We start from the raw sequence: 19,105 nt of genomic DNA on the forward strand, positions 1-19,105 counted from the left end.
GATGGCGGGATGACTAATCCATTAGTTTCTTCCGATTCGGAGGCCGCAGAAGTGGTACGGCACCGCCACGTGGTGCAGATCGTCGGCATGGGCGCTTCCGCAGGTGGACTGGATGCGATTTCCGAGTTCCTTGCCTCCATGCCGTCCCGCACCGGCATGGCATTCGTGGTGCTCCAGCACCAGGATCCATCGCGCCGTGGCCTGTTGCCGGAACTGCTGCGCCGGATCACCTCCATGGAAGTATACGAAATCGCCGAGTCGACGGAAGTGCGGCCGGATCACGTGTACGTGGCGCCGCCCAATTTCGACCTGGCTTTTTCCGGCGGAAAGTTGATGGCGGTGGAAACCTCCGACACCCATGCCCGCTATCCGATCGATTCGTTTTTCCGTACGCTCGCCGCTGAAAAGGGGCAGGCGGCCGCCGGCGTGGTGTTTTCCGGCATGGGCACGGACGGCACTGCCGGCCTGCGCGCCATCCAGGAAGCGGGCGGGGTAACGCTGGCGCAGGAACCCAATTCGGCCAAGTTCGATTCCATGCCGCGCAGCGCCATCACGGCCGGCGTGGCCGATTTCGTGGCGCCGCCCGGTGCCATGCCGATGTGGCTGTGCCAGGTGCGCTCGGTGCCGCACGGCGGCGCCCACGGTGCGGCGCGGGCGCGGCGCCAGGCTTTGCGCGAGCTGATGTCGCTGCTGCAGCGCCATACCGGCAACAACTTCACCGAATACAAGATGAGCACTGTGCTGCGCCGCATCGAGCGCCGCATGAAACTGCACCAGCTCGATTCGATGGAGTCTTACGTGGCCTACCTGCGCGAGAACACCGGCGAGGTGTGCTGTTCCGCGAGATGCTGATCGGCGTGACCAGTTTTTTCCGCGACCCGACGGTCTGGGAACACCTGTGCAACGAGACCATTCCCGCACTGTTGGCGGCCAATCCGGACGGCGCCGCTTTCAAGGCGTGGGTGCCGGCCTGCTCGACCGGCGAGGAAGCCTACACCCTGGCCATGGTGTTCGACGAGGCAGTGACGCGCGCCAGCGGGTTGGGCAAATTTTCGCTGCAGATCTTTGCCACCGACCTGCATGGCGACGCCATCGACAAGGCGCGCCAGGGCATGTTCGGGCGCGCCGTGGAGGATGCGCTGTCGCACGAGCGCCTGCTGCGCTATTTTATAGTCGACGGTGCCGGCTACCGCATCCGCAAGGAGCTGCGCAATATGATCATCTTCGCGCAGCAGAACATCATTTCCGACCCGCCGTTCACCAAACTCGATATTCTTAGCTGCCGCAATCTGCTAATCTACTTCAACCCAAAACTGCAGGAACAGTTGATACCGTTGTTCCACTATGCCTTGAAACCGGAAGGCTTGCTGGTGCTGGGGAGCGCGGATACGCCAGGCAGCTACAACGAGTTGTTTACGCCGGTGCCGGGATGCGGGCGCATTTACCGCCGCCTGGACGCCAGCACGCAGCGCGTGGCGAACTATTTCCCGACCAAGATCGCGAAGGCTGCGCAACCAAGTTCCATCGAAGTTACTACCATGACCATGAACGGCAATATCCAGACACAAGTAGAACACCTGCTGCTCAAAGCCCATACGCCGGCGGCAGTCATGATCAATAGCGATGGCGATATCCTCTACATCCACGGCCGCACCGGCACCTTCCTGGAGCCGGCTGCCGGCCGCGCCAACTGGAACATCCACGCCATGGCGCGCGACGGCCTGCGCTACGAACTGGCGGACCTGATCGAGCGCGCCAACCGCAGCGAGTCGACCGAAACCGTGCGCGAGCTGCTGTTCAAGGACGGCGCGGCCTCGCTGCTGGTCGACATGACGGCCGAAGTTCTCCGCGAAGACGCCCATTCCGGGCATAACCTGCTGGTGACGTTCAACGCTTCGCCGATGCCGGCACGCAAGCGCGGCAGCCGTGGCGCCGATCCGCGCCCGCAGGAGCTGGAACAGCAGCTGACCATGGCGCGCCTGGAACTGCAGGCGGTGCGCGAAGAAATGCAGACCTCGCGCGAGGAACTGAAGGCGGCCAACGAAGAACTGCAGTCGACCAACGAAGAACTGCAGTCGACCAACGAGGAACTCACCACCTCGAAGGAAGAAATGCAGTCGCTGAACGAAGAGCTGTACACCGTCAACGCCGAACTGCAGTCCAAGGTGGACGACCTGTCGCTGGTCAACAGCGACATGAAAAACCTGTTGAACAGCACCGACATCGCCGTCATCTTCCTGGACAGCCAGATGAACATCCGGCGCTATACCAACCAGGCCACCCAGTTGTACAAGCTGATCGCCACCGACCTGAATCGCCCGCTGAGCGATATCGCCAATGACCTGGTGTATCCCACCATGGAAGACGATGCGGCCGAGGTGCTGCGCTCGCTGGTGTTCTGCGAGCGCCAGATCCCGACCCGCGACGGGCGCTGGTTCATGGTGCGCATCATGCCTTACCGCACGGTCAACAACGTGATCGACGGCCTCGTGCTAACCTTTGTCAACGTCACCGAACTTAAACTGCTGGAAGCGCGTTTAACGCCTGAAGGAGGCAGCCTAAAATGAGCGGTACCGACGCCCTGCGCCAATGGCATGAGCTGCAAGTCAGCCAGCTGGAACTTGAAGTCCAGAGTGCCGCCCTGGCGGAGCTCGAGCGTCAGAAACGCGAGGTGGAGCAGGGCCTGCTGCGCTATGCGGGCCTGTTCGACCAGGCGCCGGTATGCTACCTGGCGCTGGCGCGCGACGGCATGATCGCCGGCGCCAACCGCGCCGCGGAGACGCTGTTCTCCATGCCGTTGCAGGATTTGCCGGGCCAGCCGGTGGAGCGCTTCCTGGCGCCAGCGAGCCAGCAGTCCTTGCGCCAGTTGCTGGCCAGCCTGCACGCCGACGGCGGCAGCGCTGCCATCGATGCGCACCTGTTCCAGGGCATCGGCGGCGGGCGGGTACACATCGAAGCCAATCTTGATCATGCCGGCGAAGCATTCCGCATGGTGATCAGCGAGGTCCGCTCGCACCAGCAGAATGATGCGGCCCTGCGCCGCGCCTTCGCTGTGCTGGACAATCTCGGAGAGGGCGTGGCGGTGGCCGATGCCGATGGCGCCATCGTGGCGGTCAATCCGGCTTTTTCCGCCATCAGCGGGCTGACGGATGTGAAGGCTATTGGCAGCGACCTGGCCGAGCTGTGTGGCGCGGAGACGGCCCTGAAAGTGCTGGCCGGGGGCAACTGGCAGGGCGAGTTGAGCGGACGGCGCCCGGACGGCGGAGACTACCAGACCACCCTGTCGCTGCGCACCCTGGCCGGGCCGGACGGCGGCGTGGCAGGCGTGGTGGCGGTGCTGTCCGATATCAGCCGCCGCAAGCAGGCCGAATCGGCCCTGCAGGACCTGCACCGCAACCTTGAAACGCGCGTGGTGCAGCGCACCGCGGAACTGCTGCACGCCAACGGCCAGCTGCGCCAGCTGTCGGCCCACATGGCGGCGGTCAAGGAAGAGGAGCGCAAGCGTATCGCGCGCGAAATCCACGATGAACTGGGGCAGAACCTGCTGGCCCTGAAGCTGGACATCGCCCAGCTGAACGAGCGCATGACCGGCCGCCAGACCCGCTTTGCGCGGCGCGTGGGGGCGGCGCTGGAGAATATCGACGCCACGCTGCGCAGCGTGCGCGGCATCATGAACGAGCTGCGGCCCTCGGTGCTTGACCTGGGCCTGGCGGCGGCGCTGGAATGGCTGGTGAACGACTTCCGTCACCGCAGCAGCCTGCATTACGAACTGGCCCTGCCCGGCGAAGCCGTGCTGGCGGCCATCGACAGCGAAACCAGCCTGGTACTGTTCCGCATCGTGCAGGAAGCGCTGGTCAATGTGCTGCGCCACTCGCGCGCCGCGCAGGTGGCGGTGCGGCTTGGGCTGGAGCAGGACGTGATCCTGCTCGAGGTGGAGGACAACGGCATCGGCATTGCGCCGGCCTGCCGCGAGCGTCCCGGCTCGTTTGGCTTGATCGGCATGCAGGAGCGGGTCGACGCCTTGCACGGCAGCTTCGCCCTGAACGACTACGAGCCAGGCGCAGGGTGCTGCGTGACGGTGCGCCTTCCGTTGTAAAAAAGTCAATAGCCCTGAGGCTCCGGAATGCGTATACTGCCGGAGCTTTTATACGTTCAGGGGACTGTTTTGACTAAAAAACTCGCACTTCCGGCAGCACTGCTACTCGCTTTTGCACCCGCCATGGCCGACGAAGGCCAATGGCAGCCGCACCAACTGCCGCAACTAAGGGCGGAATTGCAGCGCATCGGCATCACCATCCCGGCCGAACGCCTGGCCGACCTGTCCAAGCATCCGATGAGCGCCATCGTGTCGCTGGACGGCTGCTCCGCGTCGTTCGTGTCCCCTGAAGGCCTGGTGGTCACCAACCACCACTGCGCATACGGCGCCATCCAGCGCAATTCGACCGCTGAAAAGAACTACATCGCCAACGGCTTCCTGGCCAAGACCCGCGCTGAAGAACTGCCGGGCGGCCCGACCACCCGCGTCTACGTGACCGACAAGGTGGAAAACGTGACAGAGCGCGTGAACGGCGGGCTGGACAAGTTGACCGGCAAGGATCGCCACGCCGAAGTGAAAAAACGCATCAAGGCGCTGATCGCCGATTGCGAAGCCGACAAGAACTACCGTTGCTCCGTGCCGGCTTTCCATCGCGGCGCCGAGTACTACCGCATCCGCCAGATGATGATCAAGGACGTGCGCCTGGTATACGCGCCGCCGGAATCGATCGGCAACTACGGCGGCGACATCGACAACTACGAGTGGCCGCGCCATACCGGCGACTATTCCTTCCTGCGCGCCTACGTCGGCAAGGACGGCAAACCTGCCGAGCCATCGCCGGACAATGTGCCGTACAAGTCGAAGGACTTCCTGGTGGTTTCCGCCGAAGGCCTGAAGAACGGCGATCCGATCCTGCTGGCAGGCTACCCTGGCCGCACCAGCCGCTACAAGCTGCCGGTCGAGATCCGCTACGCGCGCGACCTGAGCTACCCGATGATGGTGGCCGACTACCAGGCCGACCTCGATGCGATCGCCGCCGCCACCAAGGGTAAGGAAAATGACGTGGTGCGCTACGCCAGCGTGGTCAAGTCGATCAACAACCGCATGAAGAAGACCCAGGGCCTGCTGGACGGCTTCGCCCGCAAGGACATCGCCGCCATCAAGGACAAGCAGGACGCGGATTTCCGCACCTGGTACGGCAAGCAGCCCAAGTCTTCTCCAGCCATGCTGGCCGAACTGGATGCCGCCATTGCCGCCGACATGGACTTGAGCGACGACGAATTCGCCTACGGGGTGGCGACCTACAGCGACTTGCTGAAATCCGCGCGCACCGTGTATCGCCTGGCGCTGGAAAAGCAGAAAGCCGATGCTGACCGCGAGCCGGGTTTCCAGGAGCGCGACATCGCCAACATCAAGGCGCGCCTGAGCCGCCTGGAGCAGTCGCTGGTTCCTGCGGTCGACCAGGCCCGCTACGTCGCCGGCCTGCAGCGCTACGTCAAGCTGCCAACCAAGGCGCATCCACAGTGGCTGGACAACCTGACCCCGGCCTTGGCCGACGTGCCAGGCATGTACCAGAAGACCGGCCTGGCCGATACCGCCACCCGCCTGGCTTGGATGGAGAAGGCACCGGCTGACTTCGAGCAGTCGAGCGACCCGTTCATCAAGCTGGCCGTGCGCATGCATGGCGTAGCCATGACGCTGGAAGAGCGCCGCAAGGAAGTCGACGGCAATCTCGAGAAGATCATCCCGCAATACATGGCCGCCGTGATCGCGTGGAAGAAGTCGCAGGGCAAACCGGTCTACCCGGACGCCAATTCCACCTTGCGCGTGACCTACGGCACCGTGTCGTCCTACCCGGGCCGCGACGGCATCACCAAAGGTCCATTCACCACTGTGGAAGGGATCCTTGAGAAGCACACCGGCAAGGAGCCGTTCGACGCGCCGAAGGCGCTGATCGATGCGGTCAAGGCCAAGCGCTACGGCCAGTTCAAGGACCCGGTGCTGGGCACCGTGCCGGTCGACTTCCTGTCCTCGGCCGACACCACCGGCGGCAACTCCGGTTCCGCCATCGTCAACAAGCGCGGCGAACTGATTGGCTTGAACTTCGACTCCACCTACGAGTCGATCACCAAGGACTGGTACTTCGACCGCGACATCACGCGCGCCATCCACCTGGACGTGCGCTACATGCTGTGGGTGATGAAGGAGGTTGACCATGCGGACAACCTGCTGAAGGAAATGAGCATCAAGTATCCGCAGAAGTAAGCAGAAAAAAGGGGCTCGTAGAGAGCCCCCTTTCGTTTTTGGGCAAATCTCTTAAACCCACTTAAACACTCTTATTCGCCCTTGTTTGCTCTTAAATCGGCGTACTTTGTTTCGTAAGGTCATCGCCTGCGGACCTTCGGAGCGCTGCGCTCCATTCTCATAATGGCAAGCTCGCGTTTTCGCCGTGGCTTTCCTGCTCATGGCATAATCCGGCCTCATCCAAACGCAATTACATGAACGAAACCATCTCCCTGTTCGGCCTGGCCACCACCAATCCATTGGAACTGGTGTCGTTCGTGCTGTCCGTGCTGACCGTGTGGCTGAACATCCGCCAGAACCACTGGGCCTGGCTGTTCGCCATCGTGTCCTCCGCGACTTACGGCGTGGTGTTCTTCGGCGCCAAGCTGTACGGCGACGTGGCGCTGCAAGGCGTGTTCATGACGGTGTCGTTCTGGGGCTGGTACCAATGGCTGCACGGGAATCACGGCCAGCAACTGGGCGTCTCGACGCTGAGCGCGCGCAGCCGCGTGCTGTCGGGCGTGGCCTGGCTGGCAGGCTTCGGCATCCTGGCCTGGTTCCTGCGCCGTTTCACCGACACCGACGTGCCGAACGCCGACGCCTTCCTCACCGCCGGCAGCCTGGTGGGACAAGCCCTCCTGTCGCGCAAGAAGATCGAAAACTGGCACGTCTGGATCATCGTTGACGTGCTGTACGTCGCACTTTACGTGCACAAAGGCCTGATGCTGACGGCCGTCCTGTACGGCATGTTCGTCGCCATGGCCATTGCCGGCCTGCTGGCCTGGCAGGGCAGCAGCGAAGAACCGGAAGAAGCAGTCGTCTGGAAATGAAGCAGCCTTACCGCGTTGCCATCATCGGCGCCGCAGCCTCCGGCAAGACCACACTGGCACAGGCGCTGGCCGAGCGCTACGGCGCCATCTGGGTCCCCGAATACCTGCGCGAATTCTGCGACGCGCGCCAGAGCGTGCCGGTATCGACCGACCAGTTCCACATCGCCACCACCCAGGTGGCGCGCGAAGACGCGCTGGCCGCGCAGGTCGGCCGCTTCCTGTTTTGCGATACCACCCCGCTGATGACGGCGGTCTACAGCATCCATTACTTCGGCGGCATCGACGAGCAGCTCGAAAGCCTCGCGGCGTCGCGCCAATACGACATTACCCTGGTCTGCAAGCCTGAATTTGCATGGATTCCTGACGGTCTTCATCACGAAGAGGAAGATGTCAGCGGTATCATTGACTCGATCCTGCTCGACGAGCTGGCCCGGCGCGGCGTGCCCTACACGCGCATCTCGGGCGGCCTCGAAGAGCGCCTGAAGCAAGTAGCTCAACTCCTGGGAGGTTGAAGCATGAAAAAACTGCTCGCGTGGGCCGCCATGCTCCCCCTGGCGGCGTTTGGCGAGACCGGTTATTACATGGTCACCACCTATGATGTGGAAGGCCAGGCTTCAATCGACTACAAGTACTGGAACGCCCACTACAAGAATTTGCGCAACACGGCCAGTCCGGAAATCGGCATCGGCTATGGCGTGACGTCGCGCTGGTACACCGAATTGACTACGCAATGGTTCCAGCGCGACGGCCGGCAGACGCGCAATACCGGGGTTGAATGGCAAAACGACTTTCTGCTGACGCAAGGGCAGTACGAGGTGGACGTGGCGCTGCATACCCTGGTGGAGCGCGCCAGGCGGCGTGACAACGGTTACGCGGTGGAGTTCGGCCCGGTGCTGCAAATGCAGGCCTGGCGTACGCAGTTGAACTTCAACCTGTTCTTCCAGCGCGAAATGGATAACGGGGAGCAGAACGAAACCGAACTGGCCTACCAGTGGCAGGTCAAGCAGCGCTGGAAGCGCTGGTTTTCGCCCGGCCTGCAGGGCTTCGGCGAAGTAGGGAAGTGGAATGACTGGCTGCCGTCGAAAAAACAATCGCACCGCGCCGGCCCGGCATTCTTCGGCGAAGCGGGCCACTTCAAATACGAAGCGGCCTACCTGTTCGGCAGGAATTCAGGACGCGCAGCGAATTCGTTCTCGATGCGCGCCCAGTACCTCTTTTAGAAGTCCACCTGCGCCGACAGCATGAAGCTGCGCGGCGATCCAGGGAACAGGTAGCCGCCCAGTTCCGGCGTCACATCACGCCAGTAGAACTTGTCGAACGCATTCTTCACCTGCGCACGCAAGATCACCGCCGAACCACCCACGCGCGTGGCGTAAGAGGCGCCCAGATTCACTACATGGTACGACGGCACCATGGTCTTGTTCTCTTTGTCGAATGCCTTCTTGCCTGCGAACTGCCAGTTCGCGTTCAGCTTCAGGCCGGGAACATCGCTCACAGCGTAATCGGCCCACACGGTCGACTTGACGTTCGGCACGTTGGTCACGCGCTTGCCGTCGACGTCCGCCAGGCCGGTGCCTTCCTGCTCGGTGTGGATCGCAGCCATCGATGCGCCCAACTGCAGCTCGCGGCTCACCTTGCCCTGCGCGCTGAATTCCAGGCCGCGGTGGCGTTCCTGGCCGCTGCGCACGAAGGTATTGGTGGCCAGGTCCGTGAACTCCAGGCCCTGGTCGATCTGGTACAGCGCGGTCGACAGCGTGATGCCGTTGACTTCAGCCTTGGCGCCCAGTTCCACCTGCTTCGATTTGCCCGGAGCCAGCGCATGGTTCTCGTTCTCGGTCTTGAATGGCGCCACGCCGCCGTACTGCAGGCCCTGCGCGTAGTTCACGTAGTAGGACAGCTTGGCGCTCGGGCTGAACACCAGCGCCACATTCGGCAGCCAGAAATTCTCGCGCACCGGCGCGAACTGGCCCAGTTCATTGCGGCGCAGCGATGCGTAGCGCACGCCGGTATGCAGCGCCAGTTGATCGGTCAGGCCGATAATGTCCTGCACGTAGGCGGAGCGTTCATGATCGTTGCGGCGCTCGGAAACCGCACCCACGTCTTTGCTCGACATCGGTACCGCGACCGGGCGATAGATGTTGCTGACGCCAGCAAATTCATACACATAATCGCCCCAGCTCTCGCGGTTGCTAAAGAAGGACAAGCCCGCAGCCAGTTCATGACGGATCGAACCGGTCGCAAAGCGGCCATTCAACTGCGCCTTGGCGGACAGCGGTTTCTTCTCTTCACCCAGGCTGCGGTAGTCGTAGACGTCGTAGTCGCCGTTGCTGCAGAAGCCGGGCCACAGCAATTCGTTCCCGCAGCCGTAAGGGAAGGCGGTGTAATCGTCGCGCTTGAAACGGTGCTGGTTGGCGCTCAGTGTAGCCTTCCACTCCGGCGAAAGCTGGTACTGGAAGCTGACGCCGATATTGCTGGACTCCGTTTCTACAGGCTTGGCCCAAGGCTGATCATTCAGGAAGGTCGCAGCATCGACCACCGGCAGGTTGGTGCCGCCAATCAGCTGGAAGCCTGGCGCCGATTTTTGCGATTTCTTCTGGTAGTCGGCGTCGATTTGCAGCAGCGCCTGCGGGCTGATGCGGAAGTCGAACGCGCCGGATACGAAGCTGCGGTGGCCGTCGGCACCCTTGATGATGGAGCGCATGCGCTCACCCGCGGCATTGATGCGGTAGCCGAAACGGCGGTCTTCGAAACGGCCGCCCAGGTCCATGGTGCCCAGCACCGAACCGCGCTCGCCCACGGCAAACACCGCGGAGCGCAGGTTGTTGTCGGTTGGGCGCTTGGTCACATAATTGACCACGCCGCCCGGCGCCGCAACGCCAGCCTGCAGGCCAGCCAGGCCGCGCAGCACTTCGATACTCTCCTTGTTTTCCAGCGGGATCTGGGCGTCGCCGGAAATCGCATGGCCATCCTTGCGGTAGGAGTTGGCGTTATTCAGCTTGAAACCGCGGATGGAGAACTGCTCGGCATAGCCGACCGCGTTGTAGGCGTCGCCGATGCTGGCGTCGAACTTGACGGCATCGGTGGTGCTGAAAATGTTCAGGTCCTGGATCTGTTCGCGGGTTACCACGCTGACCGAAGCAGGGGTCTGCAGCAAGGGCTGCTCGCTGAAACCGGCCACGGAGGCGCGTTCGGCCGCAACGCGGTTGGCGGTGATGACCACTTCGGTCATTTTCTGGTCCTGCGCAAAGGCGGCAGGGGCGAAGGCGGAAGCTACGGCCAGTGCGGCCAGGGTAAGGCGGTATTGAGTCATTTTTGTGCTCTTGCTGTATGTTGCGCCAGCGGGAGAGCACGAGGGGTGAGAGCGGGGCCCCAGGCTGCGGGACCTTCAACCATCTACGCTTTCCTTCGCTGGCATTATCCAGATCAGGTTCGGAGGGTATTTCTCACCCCGCGCACATGCGCGAGGACCCCTAGCGAGGCGGTATTGTACTACAGGCTCAATTGCAGCGCCTTGCGCACGTCGCCAGGCGTGATATCGCGGCGCTCGCCCAGGCCCGTCAGGCCGGCAGCTTCCAGGGCGGCGACAACGGCGTCGATCGCCTCCGAACCCAGGCCATAACCGGACAGGCGGGTCGGCACGCCCATCTGCTCGAAGAAGGCGCGCGTGTTGCCGATGGCCGCGTCGATACGCTCATCTTCGCTGCCTTTGCCGGCATGCAGGCCCCATACGCGCTCGGCATATTGCAGCAGCTTGCCGCGCTTGGCTTCGCGCCGAATCTGCAGCACGCCCGGCAGCGCAATCGCCAGCGTCTGCGCATGGTCCAGGCCAAACAGCGCGGTCAGTTCATGGCCGATGCCGTGCGTCGCCCAGTCCTGCGGCACGCCGACGCCGATCAGTCCATTCAGCGCCATGGTGGCAGTCCACATGATGTTGGCGCGCACTTCCACGTCGTCCGGGCGCGCCAGTACTTGCGGGCCCAGTTCCAGCAAGGTTTGCAGCAGGCCTTCGGCAAAACGGTCCTGCACCGGCGCGTTGGCCGGATAGGTCAGGTACTGTTCGGTGGTATGGACGAAGGCATCGACCACGCCGTTGCCGACCTGGCGCAGCGGCAGGGTCAGCGTCTTTGCTGGATCCAGTACGGAGAAGCGCGGATAAACGTGTGGGCTCATGAAAGCGCGCTTTTCCTGCGTCTCTGCGCGGCTGATCACGCTGGCGCTGTTCATTTCCGAACCGGTCGCCGGCAAGGTGAGCACGGCGCCAAAGGGCAGGGCGGCCTTCACTACCTTGCCGCCGATTTTCAGGATGTCCCAGGCATCGCCGTCATACGCTGCAGCGGCGGCAACAAATTTTGTCCCGTCGACAACAGAGCCGCCGCCCACTGCCAACAGGAAGTCGACGTTCTCGCGGTGGATCAGCTCAACAGCTTTCATCAGCGTTTCATAGCGCGGATTCGGCTCGATACCGGCGAACTCCAGTACCGGATGTTCCAGGCCCGCCAGCGCAGCGTGCACTTCGTCGTAGGTACCATTGGACTTGATACTGCCGCCGCCGAAGAGCATCAGCACGCGTGCATTGGAAGGAATATGTTTTGCCAAGGAGGCAATTTGACCCACGCCGAAGATCACGCGGGTTGGATTGTGGAATTCGAAATTTTGCATAGTGCCGCGAATTATCGCGCAAATCTCACCCATCCGTGCGACACCCCGCCGGACGCCTTGCTACACTTGAGAAATCCGCGCCGCAGGCTGACAATGCGTGTACCCGCATGCCTAAGGAGAGTGAGATGACGCAGGAACACGTGGTCGAGCCGCGCGATTATTTGAATGCCCAGGTGCTGGACATGCACCGGGCACTAACGTCGCTGAGTGAAAAGATCGAAATGCTGGATATGCATAACCAGCGCATCGAAACGTGCACCGATCCCGAGCTGAAGCTGGTCATGGCCAGCCATCGCGATGCCACGCGCAAGCAGATCGCGATGCTGCTGGAATGGGTGCGCCGGCGCGACCCGAAAATGGACAAGGAAATGAAGGACGCGCTGTTCAAGGCGGGACCGATCGCCGCGCAATACCACTACGAATGATGTCCTGGTATCGCGCTGCAAACAGAAAGGAAGTCGATGAAGTTGCAGCCGTACCGGGAGGGCAGCTGGTTTGCCATCCCGCTTGGAAATGGCGGCTATGCCACCGGACTGGTGGCCCGCCTGTCACCGCAAGGAAAGGTCATGCTGGCCTACCTGTTCGGACCAACCCACTGGACGCTGCCGACCCTGGCGGACGTGCAGCCGTTGACGCCGAACGATGCGCTGAAAGTGATCCGCACCGGCGACATCGCTGTGGCTAACGGGCGCTGGCCGGTGATTGGCAACAGCATTGGCTTCGAGCGCGGCGACTGGCCGGTGCCGATGTTCATCCGCCGTGCCGACGCCCTGAAGCGCGCCTGGCAAGCAACCTACGGCGACGACCCGGCCAAGCCGGAACGCGAGGTATCCGTGCCATACGACACGGACGGGTTGGAGAGTGATTCGCTGTTTGGCTACGGCTCTGCGGAACTGCTCATGACCAAATTGCTGGAGTAGGGGGACCCCTATGTACACGGGCGGCTGTTTTTGCGGCGCAGTGCAGTACGAAGCAGACGCGCCGGTGTTGAATTGCACCTGGTGCCATTGCTCAATGTGCCGCCGCCTGTCCGGCGCGCCCAGCGTGGCCTGGTTCAGCGTGCCGCGCACCCAGTTTCGCTACGTGCGGGGCAAGCCCGCCATCTACCATTCCAGCCCCGGCGTGACGCGCGAATTCTGCGGCACATGCGGCACCCATCTCACCTTCGCCGACGACAGCACACCGGGGGAAATTGACATCACCACTGCCAGCCTGGACGACCCTGAAGCGCTGCCGCCGCAAGACCACACCTTCGCCGACAACCGGTTGCACTGGGAGCCGATCTGCGACGACCTCCCACGCTACCGCCGCACGCGCCGCGACGGCGCCCTGGAACGCGCCTAGCTGCAACGCGATCTTGCGGACTGGTTTTTGAAATAGTCCGGATAGTACTTTGGGCAAATACAGTTTCTAGTGTCCTTGGGCGGATCTATTCGATCAAGAGTGGAATGGGCAAGCAGAGTCTCCAGTTTTTCAGCATCTAGGACATTCTTTTCAGTTACCGCGTAGTCGTCACCCAGCGAAATCCTGATCTGGCCGGCTTCGCACCAAATGAAAACATTAACGTCCATGATCTGGCAACGACCAGGCTGCTGCATCCCAGTCGTGCCACCGACTAGAAATGGGAACTGCGCAAAGACATCTCCTGGATAGGAGACACCTAATTCGGGTTGTGGAGGCGGGACGTCGAACTTTGTTAGTTCAACACCTAGGTCTACTAGAAACGATTCAAGTTGCTCGGTTGTCGCGTATGCAAACGCTGCATTTAACGAATCCCCGTCGTTTGCATGTCCACCGTAGGCTCTAAAAAACCGGAAAAACCTCAACCGCTGAGCCCAGGCGCGCAATTCGTGCTCGGAATGCCCTTCAAATAGGTACTGTGTCCATCTGTCCATTGGACTCCTTCAAAGCAAAAGGTCTGAAACTTACCTTGGGATTCAAGTTTCATGCAATGCCCTAACCCGCTGCAGTCTGCACCAGGAAACAGCCCAACTGCCATCTTCATGGTAATGCAAGGTTGACTCATACAATCCTGGCTCAAGCCAGAGAAGCGCACCGCTGCCGCCAGTAGACAGATCGAGCAGGAGTCCAGGGCGAGAGGGCGCGGTATCTTTGTGGCAGATCGGCTTCGACAAATCACGCGCACTGTTTGGCGACCACGCCACTACAACCGGCCCCAGGGTCACTTCATATTGCAGGGTAGGGGCGGCATCACGCCATTCCGCGTTAAGCGCATGGTCAAATGCGTTCTGCGCATCCTCATCGCTATCGGCAAACTCCACTTGAGACAGAACCAGGGAGTCGCGCTTCTCGCCGAGATCAATGCGTACCATGCCGGGCCCTGCGCTCCACAAGTACCCAATCGCACTTTCGCCAAAGTGATGAATACCCTCGTCACCCAAGTTCCTGATGGCGTTGTCGTACTCGCTGTCTGGCGATAATGCAGCGTTCAAAGTTTTCCCATCAGGACGCATTGCGCGCCATGTGTCGTCAGTTCGGCCAATGACAGTTCCCGGCCAAAGTTTTTGGACCAGAGACATTAACTGTTCCCGCACCTCCGGTGGATTCGAAGTGGCGAGATATTGATGGCCGTGAGGACCGTTTGGCTGCCACTGCGCGGGCAGCTCTGTGATGAATTGCGACCAATAGTGCAATTCGGTAGCTTTCGAGGAATCAAATGGCTCGCAACCATGCCATTGCTCAAAATGCTCCAGGTTCGCGACAAGAACTGGACCGCCTTCACAGCCGATTTCCCCGCTCCAGGCGAGATTCTTATCATTCATTGAAAGTAATTGAAGTCGTCAAAAAAGGTGCCATACCCAGCACGCGGTCAGTGCTCAGGATTCGCTGGCAGAAAAGAACGAGCAGCCACTGCGCATGTTCACGACGCGGCCGTCAAGCGGGCTGTCGGCAGAAGTGCAAACTCCGTAATCCAGAAAATCTGCATCGCCATCAATGCGCAGCATTGATATGCAATCACTGCAATGCCCTACAAGTTCCTCGGTGGCTGGAATCCCCCAGCGCCGCGTCGTAGACAAAGCGTGTTCAAACTTCAGGTCCTCTTCCGGTGAGATACCAATAGCCTCGCCATCACCCACATATACGGTACCTCTGTCGCAACTGATCCAAGTCGCCCCCGGCATCCGCACGCTCCACTCGGAGACGTCAGTGCACATGGCCGCTGAAATCAGACGCTGGCCGTTCGAGAACTCAATCGCGAGCTCAGGCACCTGTCCCTCAATTGCTAAGCTTTTTATCGTGGTTCCGAGAAGTCCGTCCAAGCCGTCCTCAATCTGCGGACTGCTATTTGAACTGCCGTAAAGGACTCTGCTGCCTTGTTCAACACGCCAATCCCAACTGATATAGATTGTCACATCACCGCTTTGGTAGCGTTGCTTAGGACGGCTCAAAGGCGCAAGCTGACCTAGCTCGAGAAAAATTGCCGAGCCATGACCTTTCCATGGTAACGAAACGGGGAGGTTGAAAGCGCTTTGAAGGAGGGTATTTGCCTCGGTGAGGGAAATCGATGAACGTGCCATTTACTTACATTGAAAGATTTAGAGATAGAGATCATAGCGATTGCGACGGGTGCATGATGGTCGCGTCGTTTGATCGCGCCAACGCAGTCAGGCTGCCAGGCGCCACGAGAACTAGCCGTATGAACCAAAGAAACTGCGTGCTCATGGACTTACTCCTCCACTATATCTTCACTTCTCCCTGATAAGCCGGGCCGTTAGTGAAAATCCCATAGCCAGCGTAATCAGGACTACGCAGGCTACGGCGAGACCCGGCCATCCTCCGTGGAACCATCGCATTGCGAACGAGATGACATTCCAGGGGGCGATGAACAGGATACTCCCTGTCGCGAGATAAGCATTACGTCGCCACGTTTTCGCCATGGTGATGTGTGCGATGAAAAGCACGGCAAATGGACTGGCTAATAGCGCTGAGCCAATGGCATTGGAGATGGGAGCGCTGCGCCAGTCCAATGTCAAGAAGTTTGCCAGCGTGCATGTTACGAAGATGATAGCGGTGATTCCGGCCAGCGGATGGAAGCGGTGCAGTTGCATAGATTCACCTTGGACGTCTGCCTTATTTTTGGAAGCGCTCCATGTCTATCAGTTCGAAGTCGCCCATTTTTTGGAAAGTCGGAGCGAATGTTCCCCACAGCTCCTTCGTCGTGCCTGCGATCGAGACGACAGCGATGTCCATGCCGTCGCTGCCCCAGAAGAGTGAGTAGAGAATGTGGTGGGGACCTTCCACTGTTTCGAGACAAACGCGGGTGAACAGCCCTTGATCCTTCTCTGCGCAAGTGTGAAGGACCTGGACGCTCTTCTTCTTTTCCGCAACAAAGTCGAGGATGAATTCCTTGGCAGTCTTGCCGGTGCCTTCTTTGACGCCAACGAACGTCTGGACCCGGACCCCAGTGGTGTATGGACGATTACCGCTACTGTCTTCTCGCGAGATCGTCCACATATACATCGAGCCGTGGTGACCTTCGGAATAAAACCAGGACTTCGGGCGTTGAATCTTTCCGCCGGTAGGCTCGAGAACCTGCGTGACGAACTCGATTGGTGGCGACTCGGCGAACGCCGGGGGACCAAATGCAAGAATGGTGGTTGCGAATAATGTCTTCAGGCGCATAGGTTTCAGGGCACACCGGTAAAGTTATAAGCTAGTTTAGGCAGACTGCCATTTATCAATTTCCGCTTGCACCTCAGATGCTTCTTGAAGCGCAGACCGAAGCTCGCCCTCAGGCGTGAGCGCGGCGTTTTTCAAGATGTGCTTGACTTTTTGCACGATACTCGTGGCGCGCTCCACAAGCTCGCGCGGCGCGTTTGTTTCAAACCCGGTTTCGATCAACTCGTCGAAAGCATTACAAAACCGGGGTAATGAGTAAATGAATCGACCGATTCTTTCATAATCCAGCCGATCGTTCGAGGCGAGTCGTTCGTGCACAGTCTTTTTCCCTTTTAGCTGCAGCCGGCAGCTCTTGTCAGCAATAACTGGCGTTCCTGCTCATTCTGGGTGAGTTTCGCGGCGCGTTCGAATTCAAAGCGCGCTTCGGGCAGGCGGTTCAGCTTGAACAGGAAGTCGCCCCGCACGCTTGGCAGCAGGTGGTACTGCTTGAGCGCCGGCTCATCCACCAGTTGGTCTACCAGCTCCAGCCCGACCGCCGGCCCATAAGCCATGGCCAGCGCCACAGCGCGATTAAGTTCCACCACCGGCGAGGGGGCACGCGTGGCCAATGCAAGGTACAAGTCCGCGATCTGCTGCCAATCGGTGTCCTCGGCCCGTCGCGCGCGGGCGTGGCAGGAAGCGATGGCCGCTTGCAGCACATACGGCCCGGGTACGCGATCCAGGGCCTGCGCCCGCTGCAGCGCCGCCAGTCCGCGCCGGATCAGCATCTGGTCCCAGCGCGTGCGGTCCTGCTCCAGCAACAGCACCGGCTTGCCTTCGGCATCGGTGCGGGCGCGCGAGCGCGATGACTGGATCTCCATCAGCGCCACCAGGCCATGTACTTCCGGTTCGCCCGGCACCAGTTCGGCCAGGATGCGTCCCAGCCGCAGCGCTTCGTTGCACAGGGCAGGGCGCATCCAGTCGGCGCCAGCGCTGGCGGAATATCCCTCGTTATAGACCAGGTAGATCACCTGCAGCACTGCGCCGAGGCGCTCTTCCAGTTCGACGCCGCGCGGCACTTCGAACGGCACCTTGGCCTCGCCCAGCGTGCGCTTGGCGCGCACGATGCGCTGTGCCACGGTCGTTTCGGAGGCCAGGAAGGCGCGCGCGATTTCATCGGTCGTCAGGCCGCCCAGCAGGCGCAGGGTCAGCGCTACGCGCGCTTCCATGGTCAGCACCGGATGGCAGGAAATGAAGATCAGCCGCAGCAGGTCATCGCCGATATTGTCATCGAGTTCGCGCTCCAGGTCCGGCGCAGCATCCTGCAGCAAGCCTTCAATTTCGTAAGTCAGCTCGGGCTCTTTTTCGTGCACCAGTTTCTGGTGCCGAAGGTAGTCGAGTGCCTTGTTCTTCGCCGCCTGCATCAGCCAGGCGGCTGGCCGGTCGGGCGTGCCGTTCTCCGGCCAGGTTTCGAGCGCGCTGACCAGTGCATCCTGCGCCATTTCTTCCGCCAGCGCGACGTCGCGCAGCATGCGTGTCAGGACTGCGATGATCTTTGCTTCTTCAATGCGCCAGACAGCGTCGATGGCGCGGTGGATGCTGTTGTCGTTCATGCAGCTACTTTACCATCAAGGCCATGGCTGCGTGATAAACTCGGCAACTTTTCCAATAATGTATCAGGGCGATGAAGAAGAACGTAGCGACAATCCGTGATGTGGCAGCCGCCGCAGGGGTATCCACTGCCACGGTTTCCAAGTTCGTCAACGGGGCGCAGCGCTTCTCGCCTGCGGTCGAAGCCCGCCTTACCTGCGTCATCGAGGAACTGGGCTACCGCTCCAACCCCATGGCGCAATCGATGATCACCGGCCGCACCAGGGCCATCGGCCTGTCGGTGCTGGACATCACGAACCCCCATTACGCAAGTGTTGTGAAAGGCGCCAACCGCGTGGCCCAGGCCCACGGCTACACCTTGCTGCTGGTCGATACCGAAGAAACGCCGGAGCGCGAGCGGCAGTTGCTGGAAGCCCTGAGCCGGCGCGTGGACGGCATGATCGTCTATTCCCGCACACCGGAGGAGGAATTGGGCTGGCTGCTGGCGCTGGACCGTCCGTCTGTATTTTTCGGCCGCCCGGACTGCATACAGCTGCCCTCCGTGGCCAGTGACGACCAGCTGGGCGCCTTCATGGTCACGCGCCACCTGCTGGCACAAGGCCACAAAAGCGTCGGCTATATGGGCTTTCCCAATTCGCGCCGCAATCCCGAGCGCATGGCAGGTGTGCGGGAAGCTCTCGCGGCGCAAGGCCTGGAGTTGAGTGAATTCGAAGCTGAAGCGCCTACTTCGATCGCAGGCGAGAAACTGTGTTCCTCGATCGTATTGGGCCGGCAGCCGCCCGACGCCCTGGTCTGTTTCAACGACCTGCTGGCGCTAGGCTTCATGAAAGCCGCGCAAACCTTGGGCTTCCGGGTTCCAAACGATATTTCCGTGGTCGGCTTCGACAATATCCAGTTTGGGAATTTCGTCTCGCCCGCCCTTACCAGCGTTGACCTGAATAGCGAACAAATGGGTGCAGCGGCGATGGAGAAACTCCTGGCATCGATCGAAGGCCAGGAAGTCGAGCCCCTTACGGTAATCAACGCGCAGCTTGTGCTGCGCGCCTCCACCGCAACGCGCGCCTGA

General features: G+C 61.0%; 19 protein-coding genes and 1 riboswitch. Of the genes, 11 read left to right on the forward strand and 8 right to left on the reverse strand.

The window, feature by feature from the left end:
- The first annotated feature begins 9 nt into the window (after positions 1-9).
- The 7 genes from ASD07_RS31885 to ASD07_RS23295 all read left to right on the forward strand — a co-directional run bounded on the left by ASD07_RS31885 (position 10) and on the right by ASD07_RS23295 (position 8,369).
- The gene (locus tag ASD07_RS31885) at positions 10-852 is read left to right on the forward strand and encodes a chemotaxis protein CheB (protein ID WP_229207263.1); all 843 of its coding nucleotides are present in this window, start codon (positions 10-12) and stop codon (positions 850-852) included.
- Complete coding sequence (locus tag ASD07_RS23270; protein ID WP_229207264.1) at positions 831-2,567, forward strand: CheR family methyltransferase; 1,737 nt, start codon at positions 831-833, stop codon at positions 2,565-2,567. Before ASD07_RS31885 ends, ASD07_RS23270 begins: the two co-directional genes overlap by 22 nt.
- Positions 2,564-4,096 (forward strand): PAS domain-containing protein, encoded by a 1,533-nt coding sequence (locus ASD07_RS23275; RefSeq protein ID WP_055935779.1) that lies wholly within the window; start codon positions 2,564-2,566, stop codon positions 4,094-4,096. The genes ASD07_RS23270 and ASD07_RS23275 overlap by 4 nt, the downstream gene beginning before the upstream one ends.
- Before the next feature lie 69 nt (positions 4,097-4,165).
- Positions 4,166-6,301, forward strand: coding sequence for a S46 family peptidase (locus ASD07_RS23280; protein ID WP_373922096.1), 2,136 nt, complete (start codon positions 4,166-4,168; stop codon positions 6,299-6,301).
- A gap of 233 nt (positions 6,302-6,534) precedes the next feature.
- Entirely contained in the window at positions 6,535-7,149 is a 615-nt protein-coding gene (gene pnuC / locus ASD07_RS23285) for a nicotinamide riboside transporter PnuC (protein WP_055935785.1), read from the forward strand.
- A complete protein-coding gene (locus tag ASD07_RS23290; RefSeq protein ID WP_055935788.1) occupies positions 7,146-7,661 on the forward strand; it encodes an AAA family ATPase in 516 nt (171 codons plus the stop codon). Before pnuC ends, ASD07_RS23290 begins: the two co-directional genes overlap by 4 nt.
- A gap of 3 nt (positions 7,662-7,664) precedes the next feature.
- A complete protein-coding gene (locus tag ASD07_RS23295; RefSeq protein WP_055935791.1) occupies positions 7,665-8,369 on the forward strand; it encodes a hypothetical protein in 705 nt (234 codons plus the stop codon).
- Here the strand turns inward: ASD07_RS23295 and ASD07_RS23300 are convergent.
- A complete protein-coding gene (locus tag ASD07_RS23300) occupies positions 8,366-10,459 on the reverse strand; it encodes a TonB-dependent siderophore receptor (RefSeq protein ID WP_055935793.1) in 2,094 nt (697 codons plus the stop codon). The two genes, ASD07_RS23295 and ASD07_RS23300, sit on opposite strands and share 4 nt — an antisense overlap.
- A 73-nt stretch (positions 10,460-10,532) precedes the next feature.
- Positions 10,533-10,631: riboswitch (TPP riboswitch) on the reverse strand.
- A gap of 7 nt (positions 10,632-10,638) precedes the next feature.
- On the reverse strand, positions 10,639-11,808 hold the full coding sequence (locus tag ASD07_RS23305) for an iron-containing alcohol dehydrogenase (RefSeq protein WP_055935796.1): 1,170 nt from the start codon (positions 11,806-11,808) through the stop codon (positions 10,639-10,641).
- 125 nt (positions 11,809-11,933) lie between these two features.
- On the opposite strand from ASD07_RS23305, the gene ASD07_RS23310 reads away from it, so the two are divergent.
- Genes ASD07_RS23310 through ASD07_RS23320 form a run of 3 tightly spaced genes read left to right on the forward strand, consistent with a single transcriptional unit; the run spans position 11,934 to position 13,152 of the window.
- On the forward strand, positions 11,934-12,233 hold the full coding sequence (locus tag ASD07_RS23310) for a hypothetical protein (protein ID WP_055935798.1): 300 nt from the start codon (positions 11,934-11,936) through the stop codon (positions 12,231-12,233).
- A 36-nt stretch (positions 12,234-12,269) separates the two neighbouring features.
- Positions 12,270-12,728 (forward strand): immunity 26/phosphotriesterase HocA family protein, encoded by a 459-nt coding sequence (locus ASD07_RS23315; protein ID WP_055935801.1) that lies wholly within the window; start codon positions 12,270-12,272, stop codon positions 12,726-12,728.
- A gap of 40 nt (positions 12,729-12,768) precedes the next feature.
- Positions 12,769-13,152 (forward strand): GFA family protein, encoded by a 384-nt coding sequence (locus ASD07_RS23320; RefSeq protein WP_229207265.1) that lies wholly within the window; start codon positions 12,769-12,771, stop codon positions 13,150-13,152.
- Between the two features lie 593 nt (positions 13,153-13,745).
- Here the strand turns inward: ASD07_RS23320 and ASD07_RS31115 are convergent.
- From ASD07_RS31115 to ASD07_RS23360, 6 genes are all read right to left on the reverse strand, one after another.
- On the reverse strand, positions 13,746-14,591 hold the full coding sequence (locus tag ASD07_RS31115) for a hypothetical protein (RefSeq protein WP_156398157.1): 846 nt from the start codon (positions 14,589-14,591) through the stop codon (positions 13,746-13,748).
- Between the two features lie 54 nt (positions 14,592-14,645).
- The gene (locus ASD07_RS31120; protein ID WP_156398158.1) at positions 14,646-15,347 is read right to left on the reverse strand and encodes a DUF3027 domain-containing protein; all 702 of its coding nucleotides are present in this window, start codon (positions 15,345-15,347) and stop codon (positions 14,646-14,648) included.
- 168 nt (positions 15,348-15,515) lie between these two features.
- Positions 15,516-15,878, reverse strand: coding sequence for a hypothetical protein (locus ASD07_RS23345; protein WP_055935818.1), 363 nt, complete (start codon positions 15,876-15,878; stop codon positions 15,516-15,518).
- A 22-nt stretch (positions 15,879-15,900) separates the two neighbouring features.
- Entirely contained in the window at positions 15,901-16,452 is a 552-nt protein-coding gene (locus ASD07_RS23350) for a hypothetical protein (protein ID WP_055935821.1), read from the reverse strand.
- 36 nt (positions 16,453-16,488) lie between these two features.
- The gene (locus ASD07_RS23355; RefSeq protein WP_055935824.1) at positions 16,489-16,767 is read right to left on the reverse strand and encodes a hypothetical protein; all 279 of its coding nucleotides are present in this window, start codon (positions 16,765-16,767) and stop codon (positions 16,489-16,491) included.
- 14 nt (positions 16,768-16,781) lie between these two features.
- On the reverse strand, positions 16,782-18,041 hold the full coding sequence (locus ASD07_RS23360) for an RNA polymerase sigma factor (RefSeq protein WP_055935827.1): 1,260 nt from the start codon (positions 18,039-18,041) through the stop codon (positions 16,782-16,784).
- A gap of 71 nt (positions 18,042-18,112) precedes the next feature.
- Between ASD07_RS23360 and ASD07_RS23365 the strand changes: the two genes are divergently transcribed.
- The gene (locus ASD07_RS23365) at positions 18,113-19,105 is read left to right on the forward strand and encodes a LacI family DNA-binding transcriptional regulator (RefSeq protein WP_055935830.1); all 993 of its coding nucleotides are present in this window, start codon (positions 18,113-18,115) and stop codon (positions 19,103-19,105) included.

It is taken from the genome of Duganella sp. Root336D2 (assembly GCF_001425005.1).
Taxonomy (GTDB): domain Bacteria; phylum Pseudomonadota; class Gammaproteobacteria; order Burkholderiales; family Burkholderiaceae_D; genus Rugamonas.